The sequence below is a fragment of the Hyalangium versicolor genome (genome assembly GCF_020103695.1).
Taxonomy (GTDB): domain Bacteria; phylum Myxococcota; class Myxococcia; order Myxococcales; family Myxococcaceae; genus Hyalangium; species Hyalangium versicolor.
In genome coordinates this window covers 152042-174089 of sequence record NZ_JAHXBF010000003.1, presented here as the reverse complement: position 1 = coordinate 174089, position 22048 = coordinate 152042, and the positions used below count along the sequence as shown (strand labels likewise).

The 22048-nt window shown below is 65.5% G+C and carries 15 protein-coding genes and 1 other RNA gene; 10 read left to right on the top strand and 6 right to left on the bottom strand.

Going from position 1 to position 22048, the window contains the following annotated elements; all coding sequences use genetic code 11:
- Positions 1-6: 6 nt before the first annotated feature.
- Both KY501_RS07145 and KY501_RS07140 read right to left on the bottom strand, forming a co-directional pair.
- Positions 7-942, bottom strand: coding sequence for a serine/threonine-protein kinase (locus KY501_RS07145; RefSeq protein WP_224361877.1), 936 nt, complete (start codon positions 940-942; stop codon positions 7-9).
- Positions 939-1895 (bottom strand): tetratricopeptide repeat protein, encoded by a 957-nt coding sequence (locus tag KY501_RS07140; RefSeq protein ID WP_224361875.1) that lies wholly within the window; start codon positions 1893-1895, stop codon positions 939-941. The genes KY501_RS07145 and KY501_RS07140 overlap by 4 nt, the downstream gene beginning before the upstream one ends.
- A 131-nt stretch (positions 1896-2026) precedes the next feature.
- On the opposite strand from KY501_RS07140, the gene ssrS reads away from it, so the two are divergent.
- The 5 genes from ssrS (at position 2027) to KY501_RS07115 (ending at position 6504) form a co-directional block, all read left to right on the top strand.
- Positions 2027-2220: non-coding RNA, 6S RNA (gene ssrS / locus KY501_RS07135), on the top strand.
- A gap of 19 nt (positions 2221-2239) precedes the next feature.
- Positions 2240-2863, top strand: coding sequence for a 5-formyltetrahydrofolate cyclo-ligase (locus KY501_RS07130; RefSeq protein ID WP_224361873.1), 624 nt, complete (start codon positions 2240-2242; stop codon positions 2861-2863).
- A gap of 114 nt (positions 2864-2977) precedes the next feature.
- Positions 2978-4240, top strand: a complete 1263-nt coding sequence (gene tyrS, locus KY501_RS07125; RefSeq protein ID WP_224361871.1) for a tyrosine--tRNA ligase — start codon at positions 2978-2980, stop codon at positions 4238-4240.
- Between the two features lie 92 nt (positions 4241-4332).
- Positions 4333-5370 (top strand): EndoU domain-containing protein, encoded by a 1038-nt coding sequence (locus KY501_RS07120; RefSeq protein ID WP_224361870.1) that lies wholly within the window; start codon positions 4333-4335, stop codon positions 5368-5370.
- Between the two features lie 138 nt (positions 5371-5508).
- Positions 5509-6504, top strand: coding sequence for a hypothetical protein (locus KY501_RS07115; RefSeq protein ID WP_224361868.1), 996 nt, complete (start codon positions 5509-5511; stop codon positions 6502-6504).
- Positions 6505-6578: 74 nt separating this feature from the next.
- Here the strand turns inward: KY501_RS07115 and KY501_RS07110 are convergent, their stop codons facing one another.
- Both KY501_RS07110 and KY501_RS07105 read right to left on the bottom strand, forming a co-directional pair.
- Positions 6579-6833: a hypothetical protein gene (locus tag KY501_RS07110; RefSeq protein WP_224361866.1), complete on the bottom strand. Its 255-nt coding sequence runs from the start codon at positions 6831-6833 to the stop codon at positions 6579-6581.
- 157 nt (positions 6834-6990) lie between these two features.
- Positions 6991-13053 (bottom strand): alpha-2-macroglobulin family protein, encoded by a 6063-nt coding sequence (locus tag KY501_RS07105; protein ID WP_224361864.1) that lies wholly within the window; start codon positions 13051-13053, stop codon positions 6991-6993.
- Positions 13054-13217: 164 nt separating this feature from the next.
- On the opposite strand from KY501_RS07105, the gene KY501_RS07100 reads away from it, so the two are divergent.
- Positions 13218-14246 (top strand): aldo/keto reductase, encoded by a 1029-nt coding sequence (locus KY501_RS07100; RefSeq protein WP_224361863.1) that lies wholly within the window; start codon positions 13218-13220, stop codon positions 14244-14246.
- Between the two features lie 3 nt (positions 14247-14249).
- Here the strand turns inward: KY501_RS07100 and KY501_RS07095 are convergent, their stop codons facing one another.
- Positions 14250-14879, bottom strand: a complete 630-nt coding sequence (locus tag KY501_RS07095) for an SAM-dependent methyltransferase (protein WP_224361861.1) — start codon at positions 14877-14879, stop codon at positions 14250-14252.
- A 77-nt stretch (positions 14880-14956) separates the two neighbouring features.
- Between KY501_RS07095 and KY501_RS07090 the strand changes: the two genes are divergently transcribed.
- The 4 genes from KY501_RS07090 (at position 14957) to KY501_RS07075 (ending at position 20712) form a co-directional block, all read left to right on the top strand.
- A complete protein-coding gene (locus KY501_RS07090; protein ID WP_224361859.1) occupies positions 14957-15379 on the top strand; it encodes a hypothetical protein in 423 nt (140 codons plus the stop codon).
- A 54-nt stretch (positions 15380-15433) separates the two neighbouring features.
- The gene (locus KY501_RS07085) at positions 15434-15721 is read left to right on the top strand and encodes a hypothetical protein (RefSeq protein WP_224361858.1); all 288 of its coding nucleotides are present in this window, start codon (positions 15434-15436) and stop codon (positions 15719-15721) included.
- A gap of 104 nt (positions 15722-15825) precedes the next feature.
- Positions 15826-18336 carry an RCC1-like domain-containing protein gene (locus KY501_RS07080; protein WP_224362332.1) on the top strand — a complete coding sequence of 837 codons (2511 nt, stop codon included), beginning with the start codon at positions 15826-15828 and terminating at the stop codon, positions 18334-18336.
- 885 nt (positions 18337-19221) lie between these two features.
- Positions 19222-20712, top strand: coding sequence for an RCC1 domain-containing protein (locus KY501_RS07075; protein ID WP_224361856.1), 1491 nt, complete (start codon positions 19222-19224; stop codon positions 20710-20712).
- 84 nt (positions 20713-20796) lie between these two features.
- Here KY501_RS07075 and KY501_RS54620 read toward each other — a convergent pair whose 3' ends face one another.
- Positions 20797-21975: a DUF4215 domain-containing protein gene (locus KY501_RS54620; protein WP_507236553.1), complete on the bottom strand. Its 1179-nt coding sequence runs from the start codon at positions 21973-21975 to the stop codon at positions 20797-20799.
- Between the last annotated feature and the right edge of the window lie 73 nt (positions 21976-22048).

Genomic DNA, 22048 nt, shown 5'->3' with positions numbered 1-22048 from the left:
CCGGCCTCAGTCACTCGCGCCGAAGAGCCCGCGCACCACCGCCGCGATGGCCAGCGGCGTACCCACCAGCTCGTCGTAGTGCGGCGTGAGCGACCGAGCGTACTCATCGGCCGTGGGGAACCGATCCTGGATCCGCGCGGCAAAGCCTCGAGAGATGACCTCCTCGAGCAGCTCGGGCACCTCCGGACGCAGCGCATTGATGGGGCGATAGCGGCGATGCCGGATGTTGAAGAACACCTCGTCCGGCGTGTTGCCAATGAAGGGGCGCTCCAGCGTCAGCAGCTCATAGAGCACCACCGTGGCGGCCCACAGGTCCGCCTCCGGCGTGACGATGCCGCGCAGGGACTCGGGGCTCAGGTAGTACGGCTTGCCGAGCACCTCACCGCCCTCGCGCGAGCCATCCACGAACACGCGCGCCACGCCAAAGTCGCCCAGCTTGATCTCTCCGAGCCGGGAGATGAACAGGTTGGACGGCGACACATCGCAGTGGACGATCCCCAGCGGAGCCCCGCGCGCATCGGAGGCCGTGTGCGCGTAGGCCAGCGCCTCCAGCAGCACCTTGCCCAGGTACACCGCGAAGTCGATGGGCAGGGGAATGCCTCGCTGCTTGCAGCGGCGGAGGATCTGGGCCAGGTCCCGCCCGTCCACCAGCTCCATGACGATGTAGTAGGTGCCCTCGGCGACGCCCACGTCCAACACCTTCACGATGTTGGGGTGGTCCAACTGGGTGGACAGGTCCGCCTCGCGGATGAAGCTCTCGACGGAGGATGGGTCCCCGGTGAGCGAGGGCAGCAGCCGCTTCACGGCGACATTCCAACCCTCGTAGCGCCCGGTGAGCACGCGCGCCCGGAACACCTCGGCCATGCCCCCCTTGCCCAATGGGGCCTGGAGCTCATAGTTGCCGAAGACCCGGGTCGGCCGCGGCGTCACGGGAGTGCTCACGGGCTTGGGGTTCCACTGGCTGCCGCGCCGCGGGCGCTCTTCTCGCGGGAGGCCTTCAGAAGTTCCTTGAACTGCTGGTCGCTCCCCAGATAGCGCATCAGGTCCGGATCGCTCTCGGCGGAGGCGTGCAGCTCATACCCCACGTTGACCGCGCTGCGCAGGGAGTCCAGCGCCTTGGACTTGTCCCGCTTCTGCGCATACGCGCACCCCAGCACATAGAGCAGCGGTCCATGCTGGGGTTGGACGGCTCGCGCCTTCTCCAGATCCTTGATGGCCGGGCTCACATACCCCAGCTTGAGCAGGCACGAGCCCCGCCCCAGGTACGCCGGCCAGTTCGAGTCGCTCGAGTCATACTCGAGGCTCTGCCGGAACTGGGCCATGGCCTCGGAGATCTTGCCCTGCTGGTAGAGCGCGTTGCCACGCTGGAGGGCCTGCTTCGCCGCCTCCTCCGAGCGCGAGCCTCGCTTGCTGTCCGGCTCCGCCGCGTCCCCACTCCCTCCTGCGGAGCCTGTCCGGCTCACCGGCATCAGGACGAAGCGCCCGGACTTCTGCACGGCCTCCGCCTGGCACCCCTTGCTCAGCCGCACGTGGGCCACCAGCGTCTGATCTTCCTCGTTATAGAAGCCCAGCACGGTGTAGGTCTGCTGCTTCGGACACAACTCTCCGGTCTGGCAGAGCGTCAGCCGCGCCACGAGCACCGAGCCCTCGAAGTCGCCTTCCAGCGCGGGATCCTGCTTGTTCAGGCGGCAGACGCCGTCCCCGAGGGGGCGGCCGGAGACATGCTCGCCCTCGGTCTTGAGTTCCAGCGTGCCATAGGCATCCGCCTGGAAGCTGCCCGACAGGGTCGGACCCGCAGCGGCCAGGCCAGGAACCAGGAAAAGGGCCAGCGCGAGGCCTGTTGTGCGATACACGGGCGCCATCTGGGGATAGAGCCGGCGCATCATAGGGGGCATGTGCCGACGTTGTAAACGCGTGCGGGACACCTTGACCCGGCCGGTGGGCGTCCTTATCATTTCATCCGGATATTCCGCAGTTTCTTCAACAACTCTGAGGACTTAGAAACCTATTTCAGGTGTTCAAGGGCTGTCCCCTGCGGGGCGCGTGATGCCCAGCAGAAATTCGAACCGATACGTCCATCACGGGGTCCGTTTCAGGCGCCATGCGCAAGCCCTCCCCCTCGCGGGGCAGAGGGAAGCCTACGGAGCCATGACTTTGGTCCCCACCTGGCTTTTTAGGGTTCAATGGACGCTAGGCACACGGCCATGCGGCGGGGGACTTTTTCTGTGGAGTGGCGGCGGTGAGCGAGACGGTGGCGGCAGACGAGGCGGCGCGGAAGCAATCGCTGCGCGAGGAGTTGACGGCGCGGCGCAAGGCGATGACGCCGGACCTCATCGATGGGCGTGGGTTGAAGGTGCAGTCTCGGTTCCTGGCTTCGCCCTACTACCAGAAGGCGAGGACGGTGGCGCTGTATGCCCCCATTCGGGGGGAGGTACCCACCCGGGACATCCTGATTGCGGCGCTGCAGGACGAGAAGATCGTCTGCTACCCGCTGTCGCATGTTCATGGGCGGATCCTCTCGTTCCGGGCGATCAAGTCCGAGGCGGAGCTGGAGCCGGGGCGGTTGGGGGTACGTGAGCCCTCCAACTCTTCGGATCTGATTCCGGTGGACCAGATCGATCTCTTCGTGGTGCCCGGTTTGGGCTTCACGAGGGATGGCAAGCGGCTGGGTCGCGGGGGTGGCTACTACGACGCCACCCTGCGCGCGGCCTCGGCTCGGAGCCGGCGGGTGGGTCTGGCGTTCACTGACCAGATCGTCCCGGCCATGCCGACGAACGGCGATGACGTGGACATGGATCTGGTCGTCACGGAGGCCGAGTCGCTTCGCGGCCTGTTCCGTGACTGGGACTTCCTGGACACGTAGAGCTTCTCTTCATGAGAGATGGGGTGGGCCGGCCAGGGTTCCTGGCCGTGCTCACCCTCCTCATGTACGAAGGGCCTCGCGGCGCAGTGGGTTTCGGGTAACGTGCCCGGCGCGATGACCCAGGACCTGCTGCGCAAGGCGACCCCCGAAGAGCAGTTCGAGGAAGTGACCCGAGGCACCGTGGATCTCCAGGTGGCCGAGGATCTGAAGAAGAAGCTCGAGCGCTCCTATAAGGAGGGCAAGCCCCTTACCATCAAGGCGGGCTTCGACCCGACGCGGCCAGACCTGCACCTGGGCCACTCGCTGCTGCTGACGCGCATGCGGCGCTTCCAGGAATTCGGCCACACGGTGGTGTTCCTGATCGGTGACTTCACGGCGCTGATCGGCGACCCGTCGGGGAAGAACACGACGCGGCCTCCCCTCTCGCGCGACGAGGTGAAGGCCAACGCGGAGACGTACAAGCGCCAGGTCTTCAAGGTGCTGGACGCGGAGAAGACACAGGTGCGCTTCAACTCCGAGTGGCTCGACGCGCTGGGCACCGAGGGCATGATCCGGCTGGCGTCGCGCTACTCGGTGCAGCGCATGCTGGAGCGCGACGACTTCAAGAAGCGCTTCCGGGAGAACATCTCCATCTCGATCCACGAGTTCCTGTACCCGCTGCTGCAGGGGTACGACTCGGTGGCTCTGAAGGCGGACGTGGAGTTGGGAGCCACGGATCAGCTCTTCAACCTGCTGGTGGGCCGACAGCTGATGAAGGAACAGGGGATGGAGCCGCAGGTGATCATGACGGGCCCCATCCTCGAGGGCCTGGACGCGAAGCTGCTCGAAGGGAAGATCGTCGGCGCCAAGATGTCCAAGAGCCTGGACAACTACGTGGGCGTCGACGAGCCAGCGGATCAGATCTTCGGCAAGCTGATGAGCATCACGGACGATCTGATGTGGCGCTACTACGAGCTGCTGTCGTCCAAGCCGCTGAAGGACGTGCAGGCGCTGAGGGAGTCGGTGCAGTCGGGACAGACGCACCCGAAGGCCGCGAAGGTGGCCTTCGCGCAGGAGATCACCGCGCGCTTCCAGGGCGAAGAGGCCGGGCAAAAGGCAGCGGCGAACTTCGAGGCGCGCTTCGCCAAGAAGGAGCTGGACACCTCGAGCCTGGAGCTGGTGGATGTGCCCCTGGCGGGTGCGCCGAAGCTGCTGCTGACGAAGGTGCTGCCCGAAACGAAGCTGGTGACCTCCTCCACCGAGGCGCGCAAGCTGATGGCGCAGGGCGGCGTGCGCGTGAACGGGGAGAAGGTCTCCGATCCCAAGCACGAGCTCGAAGCCGGCGAGTACCTGGTGCAGGTGGGCAAGCTGAAGGCGGCGAAGGTGAAGCTGTCGTAGCAGGGTGAATAAGCGCGCCCGGCCGGAGTCCAAGCCTGCGAGCCCTCGCTAGCGTGGGGGCTTCAGACCTCTCACGGTATGCTCCGAGCGCCATGTCGCGTCTGACTCCCCTCCTGTTGACCCTGCTCCTTCCCCTGACCGCCCTGGCGGGCTCTGGAGCCTTCGTCTCCGATACACGCGTGGAGGCGGTGGACCAGCCCGAGTCCAAGAAGGTCGTCTTCACCGTCGAGCCGGACACGTCCTACCCGCTCCTCAAGAAGGGCGGCCCTGGGCGGAAGTGGTGCAAGCTGCAAGGCTCCTCCGCGGAAGGTTGGGTGCTCTGCGACGGCGCCGAGGAGACCGCGGTCCAGAAGGCCCCGAGCGCCACCGAGCTCGTGAAAGCAGACAAGCCGCAGCAGCTCGCGGCGGTGCCCGCGGTGGCAAAGCAGGCCTCGGGATGCGCGACGACGTGCAGCAACCCTCCCCTGTTCTCCAAGCCCCCTGCCCTGTCCGCCGTGGATCGCGAGATCCTCGCGCTCTGCCCCGCGCGGCCCGACGTGTCCGTGAGCGCCGGGGATGTGCAGCGCTTCTTCTCCAACCACTATGACGACGAGCGCATCCAGAAGGCGCTGGCGGCTGCCGGGCGCTCGCGGACGGGCTCGAGCGCGAAGCAGGCCAACATCGAGTGGCTCACGAGCCTCTGGGTGAGCACGGGCCCGCGCAACGCCTTCACCCACGTGTTCTGCGGAGATGACTGGCTGCGCGGCCCCATCGGTGGACTGCACTACCAGGCGCGGTACGCGCAGCTCGAGGCCGAAGGGAAGCTCTGCTACGACGGCCCGGCTCGCGGCAAGAGCGCGGTGATCGGGGACCAGTACTTGATCTCCTTCCACGGAGTGGCCCCGTGGTCTTGCGGTGAGAAGGAGATCGGCGGGTTCTCGCGCACGCAGGATGCGGTGAGCATCGCGGCGCTGGGGACCCGGGCGTTCGTTCGCTGCTGCGCGCGCGACGGAGCCAAAAAGGAGGGTGGCATCTACTCGTCGCCGGAGCTGGGTGGCAGCTCGTGGCAGATCTACTGCGGCACGCGCAACGGCACCTACGGCATCGCCACGTTGTATCCCTCGAACGAGAGCCCGACCTGCGCGGAGTAGTTCCCCGGCCCACCTTCACTGGCAGGGCTTTCCCTCACTTGAATGACAGGTGTCACGGCGCTACAGGGTCGTCCCCCTTCTGAACGGAGGACGAGGCGTCGGGGCCTCGGCTCCGTTCTCTGATCTGAGGACGAGACGATGCGCCAATCGTGGAAGAACGCGTTGCTGTGGATGCTGTCGGTGGGCCTGGTGAGCGCCTGTGGAGGAACTCCCGAGACGGAGCCTCGAACAGCGCTGGGTGAGCGCAGGCAGGCCGTGCTGGCTCCGCCGCCGGCGCCGGCCAGCGGCAACATCTACGACAGCACCACGTATGTGGGCCCGGTGGCGGTGGGAGGCTCGGCGCAGGCGGCCTTCACCGCGGATCCGCAGTACTTCTCCTTCAAGGTCCAGGTCCCGGCGAACTCCCAGCTCAAGCTGGAGGTCACCCACCTGGGCAGCTCCATGTCCCTGGACACCGGCCTGTTCCTCTACGGCCCCAAGGACGCCAACGGCAGCTATGGCACCACCCCGCTGGCCGTGGATGACGACGCGGGCTACGGCACGCTGAGCCGCATCACCCTGGTGACGCTGGCGCAGGGCGGCGAGTACCTGGCGGTGGTGAGCTCGCCCAATGGCACGGGCAAGCAGTTCCGGCTCCAGGTGGACTGCATGGGCTTCGCGTGCGTGCCGCAGCCGCCGCCCGCCGCACCGGCGGACTACCACCTCGTGCTGGTCGAGGAGCCCGTCACCGCGCAGCTCCAGGCCCTGGTGGACTCGGGCAACACGCGTGACGGCGCCTTCGCCAACCTGCACCGGTACGACTTTGGCTGGCCGTACGCGGGCGAGGCTTCGCTCGCGCAGGCCACCGCGGAGGCGCTGGACATGGTCGGTGAGTGGTGGCGCTACGAGTACTACGGCACGACGGAGGTCTTCACGTACGCGCAGTTCACCTCGGCCGTGTACTCCTTCTATCAGCCGCTGCCGGCCACCCTGCTGTCGACGTACGGCAACGGCACCGAGAACGTGCAGGTGCGGCGCTACTATCGCACCTACCAGACGGGCCCGAATGGGGACCACTGGGACAACCTCTTCATCATCCTCTTCCCAGAGTCCCACAAGGTCATCGTCTTCGAGGAGCAGGCCTACGAGATCTGAGTGAGCTGCCGGAGCCCGAGGCCATTGCTCGCTTCGGGCTCCGCGGGGAACGTCAGGAGCGCCCGTTCGCAGGGCTACTTGTTGCCTGTGTCCTGGGTGCCAGACGAGCCCGTGTCTCCACCGCTGCCTTGTGTCGCTCCGGTCTGCGAGTTGCTTCCGACGTTGCCGCTCGCGCCGGTCTCACCCGTGCTCTGGCCCGCTCCGCCCGTGCCCTGCGTCTGACTCGGCTGAGCGCCATAACGGCGACCCGCTTCCCGGTTCTGATCCCGACAGCCCGCGAGCACCAGCGCGGAAGCGACCGCGCCCAACACCATCCATCGCTTGAACATGGCCGAACCTCCCTGGTTGATCCACTTCCACCCAAACCTTGGGTGAGAGGGACCTCGAAACAAGGGAGGAACCACCGAGGGGAGGCAGCCAGGGCTCAGCGCGAGCGGCTCGGCAGCAGGGAGCCACGCGAGGACAGCCTCCCCTCTCTGTTCCCCATCACGGCCGGGCGCTGCCCACGGTGAGCATCGCACCCGTGGAGTAGGCCGTGAACTCGGGAGCGTACATGGACTGCACCGTGGCCGGCCCCACGCGGAACGTGCCCGCCATGTTCGCCCGCAGCCGGTACTTGAACGTGTACTCGCCCGCTGGCAGCCGCTCGAAGAAGAAGTTCGTCCCCGAGTCCCGCGTCTCCTCGTACCAGACGATGCCCAGATCCCACTTGTGGCGGGACACCGCGTTCTCCGGCTCGAGTCCCGCCGCGCGCGGATCCCTCAGGTGCACGTACTCGGCCTCGTGCTTCGAGCGCAGCGAGATCTGCACCTCCACCTCATCCCCCGGCGCCAGCTTCGCGCCCTCGGCCAGCGGCCGCAGCGTGGACTCCCGGCCCTCGCTCACGCGCACGAAGTAGCGGCGAGACACCTGGAAGAAGTCCCCTCGATCCTCCGTGGGCAGCTTCTCCGTGGAGAACTGCCAGGTGGCCGAGGCGAACGCGAACCCCTTCGCCGTCTTCTCCACCACCACCTTGCTGCTCTTCACGGGATCCACCTCGGGCCCGGGGATGACCACCTGGTTCTTCTTCCCCGTGTACTTGTCCGGCTCGAAGGCGAACTCCACCGTCTTGTCTCCCACCGTCACCTTCGCGTCCTCGCGGATCCCGAGCGCGCCCTCTTGCTCCAGGTACTTCACCAGCGCGTAGAGCGCCTCGGCCGTGGCCCGCGTGGACTTCCAGTGGTTGAGCTTCTTGTCCAGCAGCAGCCACTGCACCAGCCCGTCCCGCCGCGAGTCCTTCGGCTTCAGCTCCGTGAGCGTGCGCAGCGCGAAGGCATGCGTCTCGGTGGTGTCGTTGTACCAGAGCCAGCTCCGATCCTCGGGCGCCCAGTACGTGCCCAGCTCCGGGCTCGTCTTCGCCGAGTCCATCACGCTCGCCCACACCAGGTCCGCATCCTTCTCTCGCCCGGCCCGCTTGAGCGTCAGCGCCAGATAACCCTTCAAGTACGGCGAGTGGTCCTTCCAGTGCTTGAAGCTGAAGTCGAGGATGCGCTTGCGCTCGTCTGGCGTGAGCGCATTGCCCGTATAGGTCGGGTCCGGGTAGCTGGAGGCCACGTAGTTGAGGAAGGTGAGGAACTCCCAACCCAGCTCCTCCTTCATCAGCTTGGTCGCGTACTCATCGCGGAAGACCTGGGTCAAGTAGCCCCAGGCCCGCTGGGTCATGTCCGGAGAGAAGCCCACCTTGTACTCCGAGGCCCGTGCCAACCCGTGGACGATATAGAGCGTCATGTAGGGAGACGGCGGGCCTCCCGGCCACCAGGGGAAACCGCCGCTCGCTGTCTGCGCTTTCTGCAGCTTCGCCAGCGCGGACGCACGCTCGGCGCTCGCCACCGCGGGATCCAGCACCTTCAACATCCGGAGGTCTGTCTCCGGCCCACCCCTCGCCTCCTGCAGCCAGGGCGTCTCCTCCAACGTCATCTTCCGGTTCGCGTCCACCGCGTCCCATGTCTCGAAGCGCGTGGGGCGCTCGCTCATCTGCTTCGCCATCTTCGCCACCGCCGGGTACTGCCCGTAGAGGCTCGAGACGATGCCCGAGGAGACGAAGCGATTGAGCGTCTGCTCCGTGCACTCGTAGGGGTACTCCACCAGGTACGGCAGCGCCTGGAGCACCGAGTAGAAGAGCTGGGCATCCACGGTGACGACGAGCTGCTCGTTGATGCGGCTCGGATCGTCATTGCGCCGCAGATCCTCGAACGTCAGCTCCTTGCGATCCTTGTCGTGCAGCGTGACGAAGCGCGACTGGGACAGGTGCATGCGCCCAGGCAGCACGGGCAACGGGCGCTGCTCTCCATCCCCCAGGTTGCCGGCACGCGCGGAGACCTTGAAGGCCACCGTCCCCACCTGCGCGGGAGCCGCCAGCGTGAAGCGCAGCGAGGTCCCCTTCCCTGGCTCCACCGTGAACGGCTGGTTGGCGCTGGTGACGCCGAAGCGGGAGAGCACGCTCTTCTCCGTCTCGGGATCCACGATATCGAGCGTGAGAGTGCCCTGCTGCTTCTGCTGGCTGGCGTTGTTGATCACCACCTCCAGCACGGCCTTGTCCCCCTCCCGCAGGAAGCGCGGGACATAGGGGCGCACCATCAGCTCCTTCACACTGCGCGTCGTGCGCTGGACGGAGCCCCCCTTGAAATCCCGCGTGATCGCATGCACCCAGGCGCTCCAGGCCGTCACCGAGTCCGGCACGGTGAACTCCAGCGTCGCCGAGCCGTCCGGCCCCGTCAGCAGTTGGGGAATCCAGAAGGCCGTCTCCGCGAAGTTCGAGCGCAGCGGCTCCTGAGGCGCATTGGGCGCACCTCCCCCTGACACGGAGGCCAGGATGCCCGCCTGCGTCCGGGCATCGTTGCTCTTTTCGGCGCTCATGGGAGCCGGCGGAGGCGGAGGCGGCGCAGGAGACGCGGTGACCGTCGAATCACGGCTGGCGGACGGGCTCCCCTTGATGATCTGGATGATCTCCCGTCGCTTCATCTCGAGCCCCCGCCGGCTTCCGGGTCCACCCACCCCGTAGTTATCGACGGAGATGAGGCGATCCTCATCGGGCCGGCTCCACCCCTTCCCCCGCCCCAGGTTCCCGCTGACCGTGATCCAGTGGGCATCGGCGGCGCTTAGAGAGGAGTTCATCCCCACACCCGAATCTCGCTGGCGATAGAGATCGCTCACCGAGGGCGGCCGGTGAGGCGCGAAGAGATCCAATGACTGGTCGTACATGTACGCGAGCAGCTCAGCGGTTCCGGCTTCGACCTTGGCCCCCTTGGGCCCTCGCACCGTCACACGCCACGTCTCCTTGGCTCCTGGCCGCAACAGATCCCGGAAGGTGCTGAACTCGAGGGTCAGCTCCTTGTCATCGAACGGGACGATCACGGATTCCGCAAAATGCATCAGCTGGTAGTCCCTCACGCCCACCAGCGACACGGAGAAGCCCCCGCGCAGCGCTTCCGTCACGGGAATCTCGATGACCGCGGGAGCCTTCATCCCCGTGAGCTGGCGCCGCTGGATCCGCTTGTCGCCCTGATACACGTCCAGGAGCAGCGGCTGTCCCTGGAAGCCGGAGAACGCGAGTACCCGCGCCTTCTCCCCCACCCTCACGGTGCCCCGCTCGAGCTGCAACATCGCGGGCAATGCGACGGGGGCGTTCGTGCCCGCGACGACGAAGTCCTGCGAGGTGGTGAACTTCTGTCCGAAGGCATCCACCGTCTCGTACTGGAGCCGATAGGCCCCTGCCTGCAGGTTCGGCAGCTTCAACCGCGCCAACCCCTGCGCGTCATGCTCCGCCGAGCCCTTCGCCTGCTCGGCTCCCGCCGCCCATCGGTGCAGCGTGCTCGCGGGAGCGAAGTTCCACTCCCAGCGGCGCCGGAGCAGATCTCCCGGCGTGGTGATGCGCTCCTCCGCTCCCTCTGGTTGCGGTTCGAGTGAGGGGTCGACAGGCTCCTCCGCGGGGAGCAGCGGCTGCGCGGGCTGCTGAAGGGCCACGATCTGCCAGCTCCCCTTGCCCGGCTGCGGCACGCCATCCAGGTTGGAGCGTGTCACCCGTACCTCCGCGGGCTCGCCCTCGACGAAGAAGTTCACGTCGGCCTCGATCTGGGCCTCCACCGAGACGAAGCCCAGCCGGAAGGAACGGCTCGCCGAGCGCGTCTCTCCGCCCTCATCCGTGGCATCGGCTTCGACACGATAGCGCCAGGTGATCGGCAGGGACTTCGCCTCCCGCTCATCCGCCTCGGGCGTGAAGGTGATCTGGAAGGAACCATCCTCCTTCAGCGCGGAGGTACCGGAGGCCACGATCTGACTGCCGACCATGGAGATCCTCCCCCGGTAAGAACCGCCGCCCCACAAGTAGTAGGGGATGATGGGCTCGCGGTACGCGCGCCAGCGCACCGAGCCGTTTACCACCGGCAGCCCGAAGTAGTACCGCGCCTCGCCACGGAAGGTGGCGGGCCGGTTGAGCCTCACCGCCGAGTCCGCATCCTTCAGCGTCACCTCGAACGTCGGCCGCTTGTACTCCTCCACCCGAACCTGCGCGTTGCTCCAAGGCTCCGTGGAGACACTCCACGCCCCGAGCACCCGGCCCGCGGGGATGGTGAACTCGCCCGACGCGGAGCCGAAGCTGTTGGTACGCACCACGCGCTGCTCGACGGCCTCTCCGTTGGGATCGCGCAGAGACACCGTCACCGAGGCGTTCGGCTGGACCTTGAAGCGCGTCTGCTCGGAGTTTCCCTGGTAGGCCACCACCTTCCACAACAACTTCTGGAGCGGCCGGTAGACGCTCCGGTCGGTGAAGATGAGGACTTGCGTGTTGGGCGGCTCATCATCGCGCTCGTAGAAGACCACGTGATCGAACTGCACCAGGGCATCCCGCCCCCGGCCCGCCATGACGAGGAAGGTCTCGTATTGCTCTCCCATCGTTTGGGTGAACACCGCCTCGCCCTGGGCATTGGTCTGGACGCGCTGCACCTCCCGGCGGCGGCGCCCCTCATAGTTCTGAAGGAAGAGGCGCACCTCTACACCGCCAACAGGCAGGCCCGTCTCGCCCTGCACCACCCGGACCTCCACGCGGCGCCCCTGCTCGCTGGTGGTGAGGGTGTAGGGAGTCACTGTCATCAGCACCCCACGCACGTCATTGTCCTTCGAGCTGAAGTCCTCTCGCACGGAGGCGGCGATGAAATAGGTCCCCCGCTGCAGGAGGGGGGGAGTGATGAAGGTGCGGTGGTCCCGGAAGTCCGTCGTCGCGGGCAGCGCCACGCTCCACGAGGCCGCGGGCTTCTGCTTCTGGATCGCCTCGAGCAGCAACTTGCTGTCGGGCATCAAGTCCATACCGGTCCCCTGCGTCACCAGCTTCTCGAGATCGTAGGGGTACGCGCGGAAGTACAGGATGGGCAGATTGCGGTGCGTCAACTCGATCGAGCGGCGCTGCGGGCCATCCGAGGTCATCCCCGTGAGGGAGAAGTCCGCCGAGTCCAGCTCGCTCAAGATCGAGGCGCAGCGTTGGCCTCCCAGGGTCTGCGGATAGGCCGAGGCCCCTGCCTCCGCCAGCCGATGCGCTCGCACCCGATGGTCCACCTGGCGCTCGAGCTCCGCCAGCAGGCCCTGTCCCATCGCCCACCAGGGCACTTTCCGGAAGCCCTCCAGAAAGGCCGCCAGGTGCTGGCGGATGCGCGTGCGATCATCGGCCTGCGAGAAGGCCCCGTGGAGGTATGAAACACGCGTGAGCCGCGCCTCCAACTCCGCCTCGCGCCGAGCCGCCCCGCGGTGCCAGGCCTCCAGGTCTCCGAGAATGGTGGCGATCTTCATCAGGGGGTGGACAGCCGGATCCCCTAGATCGACGCGAGGCGTTCCCTCGAGCAGCACGCGGAGATCGAGCTGATACAGCCCCTGCGACTGCTCGGGGCTCCAGACCGAGCTGTCCGCGAGGATCGCCGCCCACAGGTACGTGACCGCATCCCGCAGCGTGCTCCGGATGCCCGCGGGATAGGTATTCGGCAGAAGGAACGTGGAGAAGGACTGGACCTGAGTGGCACCCAGCTGATCGCGAGCCTTCCACACCTCGGCGTAGGTGCGGTTGGCCTCTCCAATGATCTGATCGAAACTCCAGCTCTTGAGATCCACCGGCCCGGAGGAGACGACGCGCTCGCGCTGGCGTATCTCCCAGCCGTAGGCCTCGGTGTAGCTGACGAGCGTCTGGGCATAGTAGAGCTGCACCGCCGTACGAGGCAGCAGTCCCTTCGGCCAGGGCTGATCGCGCAGGAAGCGTACCGCCGTGTCGTAGCCATGGAGCCCCGTGCGCAACTGCACCGTGCGGACGAGCGCCCTGGCCCACTCGTTCTCGTCTGCCTTCTCCCGAGCCTGCGCCAGCCGGGCCTCGACGCCCTCGAGAGCAGCCGCCAACTGCTGATCGTTGGCGAGCTGTTCGATCTGCTCCCACGAAGGAGGCGCCTTGGCCTGCGCGAGCGCCGTGTCCGGAGCGGCGACGAGGAAGAAGAGGAGGAATGAGAGGAGCACCTGTTGCCGATGGAGCGTTGCCATGCCGCTACTCTACGCATGCGCGGGTGTGACTCACGAGACAGTTGTGTGGGCGAACGCGTGCAGCGCCCGACGCTCTCCTCAGCCCCGTCGCCCGCTCAACGAAAGACGGGTTGCGGCTCCTCTCCCTCCGCGAGCAGCCTCCTCGCGCAGCCGGAGGACACCGCATGAACCGCAGAGAATTTCTCGACGCCACCCTCGCGCTCCTGGTCGCCCCCAGCGCCTTCGCCGCCGCCACCCCACCATCGCAGGCAGCGGCCTTCCCTCGCCGGAAGCTGGGGCGCACCGGAGAGCAGATCTCCTGCATCGGCGTTGGCGGCTTCCACATCGGCATCCAGAGGGACGAGAACGAGAGCATCCAGATCATCCGCAAGGCGCTCGACAACGGGATCAACTTCCTGGACAACTGCTGGGACTACAACGACGGGCAGAGCGAGATCCGGATGGGCAAGGCCCTCCAGGACGGCTACCGCGCCAAGGCCTTCCTGATGACGAAGATCGACGGCCGGGACAAGAAGACGGCCGAGGCCCAGATCAACGAATCCCTCAAGCGTCTCCAGACGGACCACCTCGACCTGCTGCAATTGCACGAGGTGATTCGCGACAATGATCCGGACCGCGCCTTCGCTCGGGGCGGAGCGATCGAGGCGATGGTCGAGGCGCGCAAGGCAGGCAAGGCGCGCTTCCTGGGCTTCACCGGCCACAAGTCTCCCGCCATCCACCTGAAGATGCTCGAGGCGGCGAAGAAGCACGGGTTCCGCTTCGACACGGTGCAGATGCCGCTCAATGTGATGGACGCGCACTTCGACAGCTTCGAGAAGCGCGTGCTGCCCGAGCTCGTCCGCGAGGAGATCGGCGTGCTGGGCATGAAGCCCATGGGCTCCAAGCTCATCCTCGAGAGCAAGACCGTGTCCGCGCCCGAGTGCCTGCGCTACAGCCTGTCGCTCCCGGTCAGCGTGGTCATCACCGGCATGGATTCGATGGACCGGCTCGACCAGGCGCTCAAGGCCGCGCGCGAGTTCAAGCCGCTGTCCGAGAAGGATGTGTCCGGGCTGCTGGCCAAGACGGAAAAGGCGGCCAAGGAAGGCAAGTTCGAGAAGTACAAGACGAGCCACCAGTTCGACGGCACCGTCCAGAACCCGCAGTGGCTGGGGGCCGGCCCGGCGCCCGAGCCCCCCACGCAGCAGAAGGGTTGACGCTCAGGGCGCAGCGGCCTTCAAGCGCAGCCCCACCAGGTACACCTCCATGCTCGCGCCCCGGGTGGCCTCGGGGCGCACCACCTTCACGTCCTCGTAGTGCGAGCGGACCTGGGCGCGAAACTCCTCGAAGTCGCCGCCCATGAACAGCTTGGCCACGAAGTGCGAGCCCGGCCGCCCGCGCGCCACCGCCACCTCCAGCGCCTTGCCCGCCAGCCGCAGGCTGCGCGCCTCATCCGTGGCTTTGATGCCGCTCGTCTTCGGCGCCATGTCCGAGATCACCGCATCATACGGGCCCTCGTAGAGCGCCAGCAGCTTCGCGTCGAAGTCGTCGGCGAGCACGTCCAGCACGGCCGTCGTCACGTGCTTCTGGCTGAAGGGCCGGATGGCGACAATGTCCACGCCCACCACCCGCCCGGACGGGCCCACCGCGTCCGCGAGGATCTGCAGGAAGCCCCCCGGAGCCGCACCGAGGTCGAGGATGGCCCCACCTTTCCTCACAACCGGGAAGCGCTTGAGGATCTCGTCCACCTTGAAAGCGGAGCGAGCCCTCAGCCCCTCTTGCTTGGCTTTCTGGAAATAGTGGTCTTTCGGACGGTAGGGCTTGCCCATAACGGAGGGCGTCCCTAGCATTCCGGACTGTCCTCGGGGAAGTGTTGGGCGGAAGCGGGTGTAGGATATCCCGCGCTTTTGGGCGCATCGGAGGGTCCATGGGTTCCCGTAGCGTAGTGGCAGCCGTCTGCGTCTCCCTCGTGTGCGTGGGAAGTGCCGGGTTCTGCTACTCGCGCAAGGCGAACCTGGACTCGGAGGCGCGCTGGCTGATGGAGCGCGGCAACGCGCAGGCCATCGAGTACGCCGAGAAGCTGGACAACACGGTGGCGGACGCGCAGCTGAAGACGTTCGCGGCGCGGCGCGCGGTGATGGAGCGCGCGCACGTGTGGCAGCGCGGGCAGATGCTGGGGCTGATGGGTGGAGCGATCGCCGGGTTGGTGGCGTACATGCTCTACCTGCTGCGGCGGCTGAACTCGCAGTTGGATGACGCGGTCGCCGAGGAGCCGCACGATCTGGCCACGGCTCCGGTGCCCGCTTCCCCGAAGAGCGCGCCTGGGCTGGTGGCGACTCCGAACCGCTGAGCGCTCGCCGCGGGTTGCGCGGCACTGGCAAGATGGCGCCTCGCGGGAGGTGCCATGACGGGCTGCGCGCACTGCGGGAAGCGGCTGGAGATCATCGGGAACCAGGTGGGGCGGCGCGACACGTGTCCGCACTGCGGCGAGGAGCTGCACTCGTGTCGCAACTGCCGGCACTTCGATCCGGGCGTGGCCAAGGAGTGCAAGGAGCCCTTCGCGGACGTGCCGGGAGACAAGGACTCGGCGAACTTCTGCGAGCTGTTCCAGATCGGCGAGGGCGGCCTGCACGCCAAGGAGAGCAAGGACGCGATGGTCTCGGCGGCGGAGGCGCTGTTCCGTAAGAAGTAGGCCCAGCCTTCACGAAAAGCGAAATTGTCCTCACGACACGTGTTGGTAAGTTGACGGGCTCGATGCCACGACCCACTCGAGCCTTTGCGGGAGTTCTCGTGACGATGGTGCTCACCGTCGTCACGGGCTGCGCTGACTTCAATCACGAGGGAGAAGCCTTCTGTCAGCGCAATCCCGCTCGCTGTGGGAGCGACGCTGGCGGCGAGCCAGACGCGGGCCTGCCGCCCAATACCCGGCCCACCATCATCGGCTCCAACCAGTCAGCAGACAGCGTGATGGCGCACGACGCGGTGACCTTCTCCGTGGAGGCACAGGACGCCGAGAGCCCCACGCTGAGCTTCTCCTGGACGGGCGCTGGAGAGTTCGGGAGCCCGACGAACTCCGCCACGCACAGCGAGCTGACCTGGAAGGCGCCCCCCTGTGGCGTCGGCGGCACCGTCACCGTCACCGTCACCGTCACTGACGAGCGCGGGGACACCGACTCGAAGACGTTCACGCTCACGGCCAACCCCTGCCCGAGCCCCACCGTGGCCTCCAGTGCTGACCACTCACTGGCCTTGCGCGCGGACGGTACCGTGTGGAGTTGGGGGAAGAACGGCCAGGGGCAGCTCGGCGATGGGACCACGACCGACCGTGCGACTCCCATGCAGGTGCAAGGGCTGGACAGCATCATCGCCATTGCCGCCGGTACCGCGCACTCGATGGCCCTGCGGGCGAATGGAACGGTGTGGACCTGGGGCAGCGATGCACAGGGGCAGCTTGGCGTTACCCCACCTGGAAACAGCACCACGCCCAAGGTGCTCGATCTCTCCGGCATCAAAGCCCTCGCGGCCGGTGCCACCCACTCCCTGGCGCTGGACGCCACCGAGAAGATCTGGGCCTGGGGAGACAACAGCTATGGGCAGCTCGGCGACGGGACGACAACGAACCGGACCTCTCCGCATCAGTTGAACCTGCCTGGGATCAAGGCCATCTCGGCAGGTCGCCGTCACTCACTTGCCCTGACCCCGGCTGGTACCGTCCAGGCGTGGGGTGACAACACGTATGGCCAGCTCGGTGATGGCACGACCACGCAGCACATGGAACCCACCACTGTCTCGGGCTTGAACAACATCACCTCGATTTCCGCAGGGGACTACCACTCCCTCGCGCTGCTCGCCAACGGCCAAGTCCGTGCGTGGGGCCCTGGATCCAACGGTCAGCTTGGTAATGGGGCCACCCCTACCATCCAATCCACTCCCGTGCCGGTCACGGGCCTGACTGACGCCATCGCCCTTGCCGCAGGCTCCATCCACTCGCTGGCCCTGAGGAGCAACGGGACAATCGTGGCCTGGGGCACCAACACGAACGGCCAGCTGGGGGAGGGTTCCACGCTCACGCGTCTGTCTCCTACGGCGGTCCCTGGACTGGAAAGCGTCATCGCCCTTGCCTCTGGCGCCTCTCACTCTCTGGCCGTGCGGACCGACGGCTCCTTCCTGGGCTGGGGAAACAATCTCAATGGCCAGCTCGGCTACCCGCTCCAGCGCCTCAAGCCGACACGCATCCAGGGCCTGACCGAAGTCAAAGCCATCTCCGCAGGGGGCAGCCACGCGTTGGCCCTGCGCACCGACGGCACGGTCTGGGCCTGGGGAACGGGCACGAGCGGCCAGTTGGGCGACGGGACATATGCCTCCCATCCCATTCCCACTCAAGTCCCAGCACTGTCCGACGTCACCGCGATTTCCGCCGGCGGCACTCACTCCCTGGCGCTGCTCAATGACAAGACCGTCAAATCTTGGGGTTCCAATCGCTACAGTCAGCTGGGCAATAGCACGGGTCCTTCCGTTCCCACTCCCACGGTGATCGCCGGGCTGAACAACGTTAATGGCATCACAGCCGCAGCCTACCACTCAATGGCTCGCGTCGGCGGCTCTGCATATGCCTGGGGTGACAACTCCGCCGGCGAACTCGGAACGGGCTCGTCCGGCTCGAGCGCTACCCCTACCCTTATTGGAACGCTCTCCGGGGTCAGCACGCTCATGTCGGGCCCAATGGCCATGCACAGTGTCGCAATCAACTCTGCCGGCGCTGTCTACACCTGGGGCTCCAACATTTACGGGCAGCTCGGAGACGCCCAGGGCACCACCAACCGCGCTACTCCCGCTCTCATCTATGCCTCAGTCGTCGCTACGGCCGTTGCTGCAGGCTACGCCCATGTCTGGGCCGTCGATAAAGGCACTGTCTATAGCTGGGGTCTCAACGGGAATGGCCAGCTCGGAGATACGGCGACGTTAGGCTCCTACCGGGTCACACCTTGGGCCATCGCCGGACTCGACAGCGTTACCGATGTGGCTGCGGGAGACTATCACTCCCTGGCCCGGCGTCAGGACGGCACGGTCTGGAGCTGTGGCCTCAACGATAGCGGCCAGCTCGGCACCGGGACGACGACAAGCGTTCCCGTCCCCGTTCAAATCTCCGAACTGACCGGCGTCACGGCCATCGCCGCGGGGGGCAAATATTCCCTGGCGCTGAAACAGGACGGCACCGTCTGGGGCTGGGGCCTGGGCTCGAGCGGCCAACTGGGCGATGGGGCGCAGCAGCAGTACCTCACTCCGACTCCCATCCCCATGCCGTAGAGCCCTCGAACGCCTCCGAGTAAGAGCCTGCACTGTAGTACGCCTGCAGTGGCAGAGACCCGATGAGAAGCCCGACCTACCGTGGCTGGGCTCCATGCCAAGCTCACTCTGGCCGTCTGCGCATCGACCGCGTTGTCACGTGGATGCGTCCCACGGACTCATCCTCAGCCTTGCGCTCTGCTTGCTGCTGACTTCGAGCGCTCGCGCTGCCCCATCCGCTACAGCCGAGGTCTACGTCCTCTCCGCTGCGCGCCTCTACAAGGAGTTGGACTACGAGGGGGCACTCAACCAGATCCGTCTCGGCCGAGAGGAGACTCGAAGCCAGGAGCAGGAACTTACCCTGCTGCTCTACGAAGGGATCATCCTGGCAGCGTTGAACCGGTGGCCAGAGAGCACGACCTCCTTCAGGGCTGCTCTCACGTTGAACGTCGATGCAACACTGCCGGTTCGGGTCTCGCCCAAGGTGGAGGCTCATTTCGAGTCTGTACGCGCTCAGGTCAAGGGAACAACTGCGGCTGAGGCTCTGACACCGGAGCCTCCCTCTGCGGAGGGAAAGACTGCTCCTCAAAGTCCGAGGAGATACGCACCGATCGTAGCGGGCGCGGGTGGGGGCCTCGTGGTCACAGGGGGCATCTCCTGGGCGCTCTCACGAATCGAGCTCCATCGCTTGCGCACAGCTTCGCCCGGCCTCGCGAGCAGGGAAGCTGTGCAGCGCAGTGTCTCTCGAGGGCAAACCTGGCAAACCCTGGGACTCAGCCTCATGGGAGCGGGCACCGCGGGCCTGCTCACGGCTGCAGGAATGTATGTGTTCAGTGCCCCCTCCAAGCCTGTAGCGCTGGGAGTAGGAACGAATGGTCAATCGGCTTTCGTCTACGGGACGTGGCCATGAGCCCGAAAGTCATGTGGAGAAGAGTCTCTTCTGCTGCCCTCACGACGCTGCTGATTGCAATGGTCGGTTGTGTTGACTTCGAGCAGGAAGGCAAGAAACTCTGCCAACAATATCCTTCTCGGTGTGCTGTGATTGGCAACACCGCTCCCATCATCATTGAGTCCTCGCAGTCCACCCTGTACGTGGAGACGGAGAGTCCCGTCACGTTCCAGGTCACAGCGCAAGATGACCAGAGCAGTTCGCTCCAGTTCTCCTGGGTTGCAAGCACAGGCTCTCTTGAAAACCCTCAGAGCACCAAAACCACCAGCACCGCAACATGGTTCAGCAGCAACTGCGCACCGCACGGTACGGTGACGGTCACCGTCACAGCCACGGATGATCAGGACCTCTCCGCGAGCAGATCCTTCACTGTCTCGACAAGGCCCTGCGTTCGCCCTCCCCTTTCCAGTGGATTCCAGGACTCTTTTGTGGTGCGTGCGGACGGAACCGTTTGGAGCTGGGGGTATAACGGCTTCGGCCAGCTTGGTGATGGCACCTCCGCCAGCCGCCACAAACCCATCCAGGTCCCTGGCCTCTCTGGCATCATCGCCATAGCCGCAGGCCACTCCCACACTCTTGCCTTGCGAAGCGATGGCACTGTTTGGGCTTGGGGCGCCAACACCTCGGGCCAGCTCGGCGATGGAACGACCCTTGATCGCCATGCCCCTGTACAGGTTCCAGCGCTCTCGGGCATCACCTCATTGGCTGCTGGAACCGAGCACTCATTGGCCGTGCGCAGTGACGGAACGGTTTGGGGCTGGGGAAGCAATAGTGCTGGCCAGCTTGGCGCTGGACCCGAGACACGGTACCTCATACCCATTCAGGTCTCTGGCCTCTCTGACATGACTGCACTGGCCGCTGGCACCTACCACTCCCTGGCCTTACGCAGGGATGGCACCGTCTGGGCCTGGGGGCTCAACGCCTCCGGCGAACTCGGTGATGGCAGCACCACCCCGCACCTCACTCCTGTCCAGGTTTCAGGCCTCGCCAACATCAAGCTGCTGGCTGCGGGCCATTCACACTCCCTGGCGCTACGCGTCGATGGCACGGTCTGGGCGTGGGGCAACAACAGTTGGGGCCAGCTCGGCGATGGGACGACCACTCATCGCCTGACCCCTGTCCAAGCGCTGGTCCCGTCTCGTATCACCACCCTGGCCTCAGGCGCTTCTCATGCCTTGGCCATGCGCAACGACAGCGAACTCTGGGCATGGGGAGACAATCTCTCGGGCCAGCTCGGCGATGGCACCACCGCCCGCCGCCCGACCCCTGTCCAGGTTTCAACCTCAAGTGACTTCATCAGCCTGGCGGCGGGCAACGTTCAGTCCCTGGCTATGCGGAACGATGGGTCCCTCTGGGCTTGGGGCAACAACGATTCGGGCCAATTGGGTGAAAGCGCCAGCGCCCCACACCCCATCCCCGCCCAGGTTCCTGGCATCACGGCTTTTTAGACCAGGCATCTGCCGGTGTAATGAACCACACTTGCCGCGAAGAGTTCCTTCGCTGGGCGCTCCTGGGTGGCCGTTCCTGGTGAGTCACTTGCTCACGCAGCGTTTTCTGGAATTACACTTGAGAGAGGGCGCGCAATCGTCATTATTCAAACACGGCGAGCCCTCCGGGCAGTCATACCCAACTCCACCGGACATTCCTTCCCGCCTGAGAGCTCCGTCCGGGATAGTCGTCAGCAAGGGCTGATTTCCTGTCGTTCCCTTATACTCCTCCGAATCATTGAGGAGCAGCACAGTATCTAGCCCTCCAACGACAGATGCACTTACATCAACCCAGTTACTATCATTCGCCTGCTTGATGATTCTTGCTATGTTCCCTGCAACTGTTGATGCATCGTCTTTCCCCTTGAAATTGATATAGCAATGGCGGAACTCACGTTGATCCCCGTCGCAATATCCCTCATCAGAGTGGAGAAACTCGAAGATGACCGGAAGGTGGAAGCCGTCGCTAATGACAAAAATGTGCCCCTCAGAGAGATTGTTCCCTGAAGCATTGTTGCCCACGACGGTGATCTTACCGGTGGCAGGCCGCTCCTTGACACGCGTGCACTGAGCGCTGCACGTGCCACAGGCCTGACCGAAGTCACATTCTTCGAGAGAGGAGTTCTGTACGCCGTCTCCACAGTAAGGCCCTGTGCCTGGCTCTTTCGCTGTGCACTGAGCGTTGCATACCTCGCACTCTCTTATGCCATAGGGACACGTGCGGGTGCCAGTGGCAGGACCATCGTCGCACGCCTCCTCGTCTGGATTCAGGTAACCATCTCCGCAGGTATTCTTCTTACAGGTATTGAGACAGGAATCATTATCGTTGCGATTGCCATCATCGCACTCCTCATCTCCCTCGGTCCGCCCGTTGCCACAGAAAGAAATCTTACAGTCCTTGGTACAGAGATATCCGTTGCGATCCCCAGGAGGATCGCACTCTTCATTCACATCCAGGTTCCGATTGCCACATTCCGCTGACTGTTTGCAGTCAGCGCTGCAAGTGTCTCCGTTCTCTGTATTGCCATCATCGCAAGCCTCGTCGGGGTCCGGCACGCCGTTGCCACATTTCTCATTGGAGGTGCACGTCGCGTTGCACCCGTCACCGTCCCGGGTGTTGCCATCGTCGCAAGCCTCTGCCTCCTGCGGGATACCGTCTCCACATTGGCCTTCAATACAAGCCTCTCCATCAGCGGTGCATGACCAACCGGCGGGACAGACCATCCCGGACGAACAGATCTCTGTCTCGGTAGCAGAGCAGGCCGGAAACACCAGAGACAGGAGTAACAACGAGAGC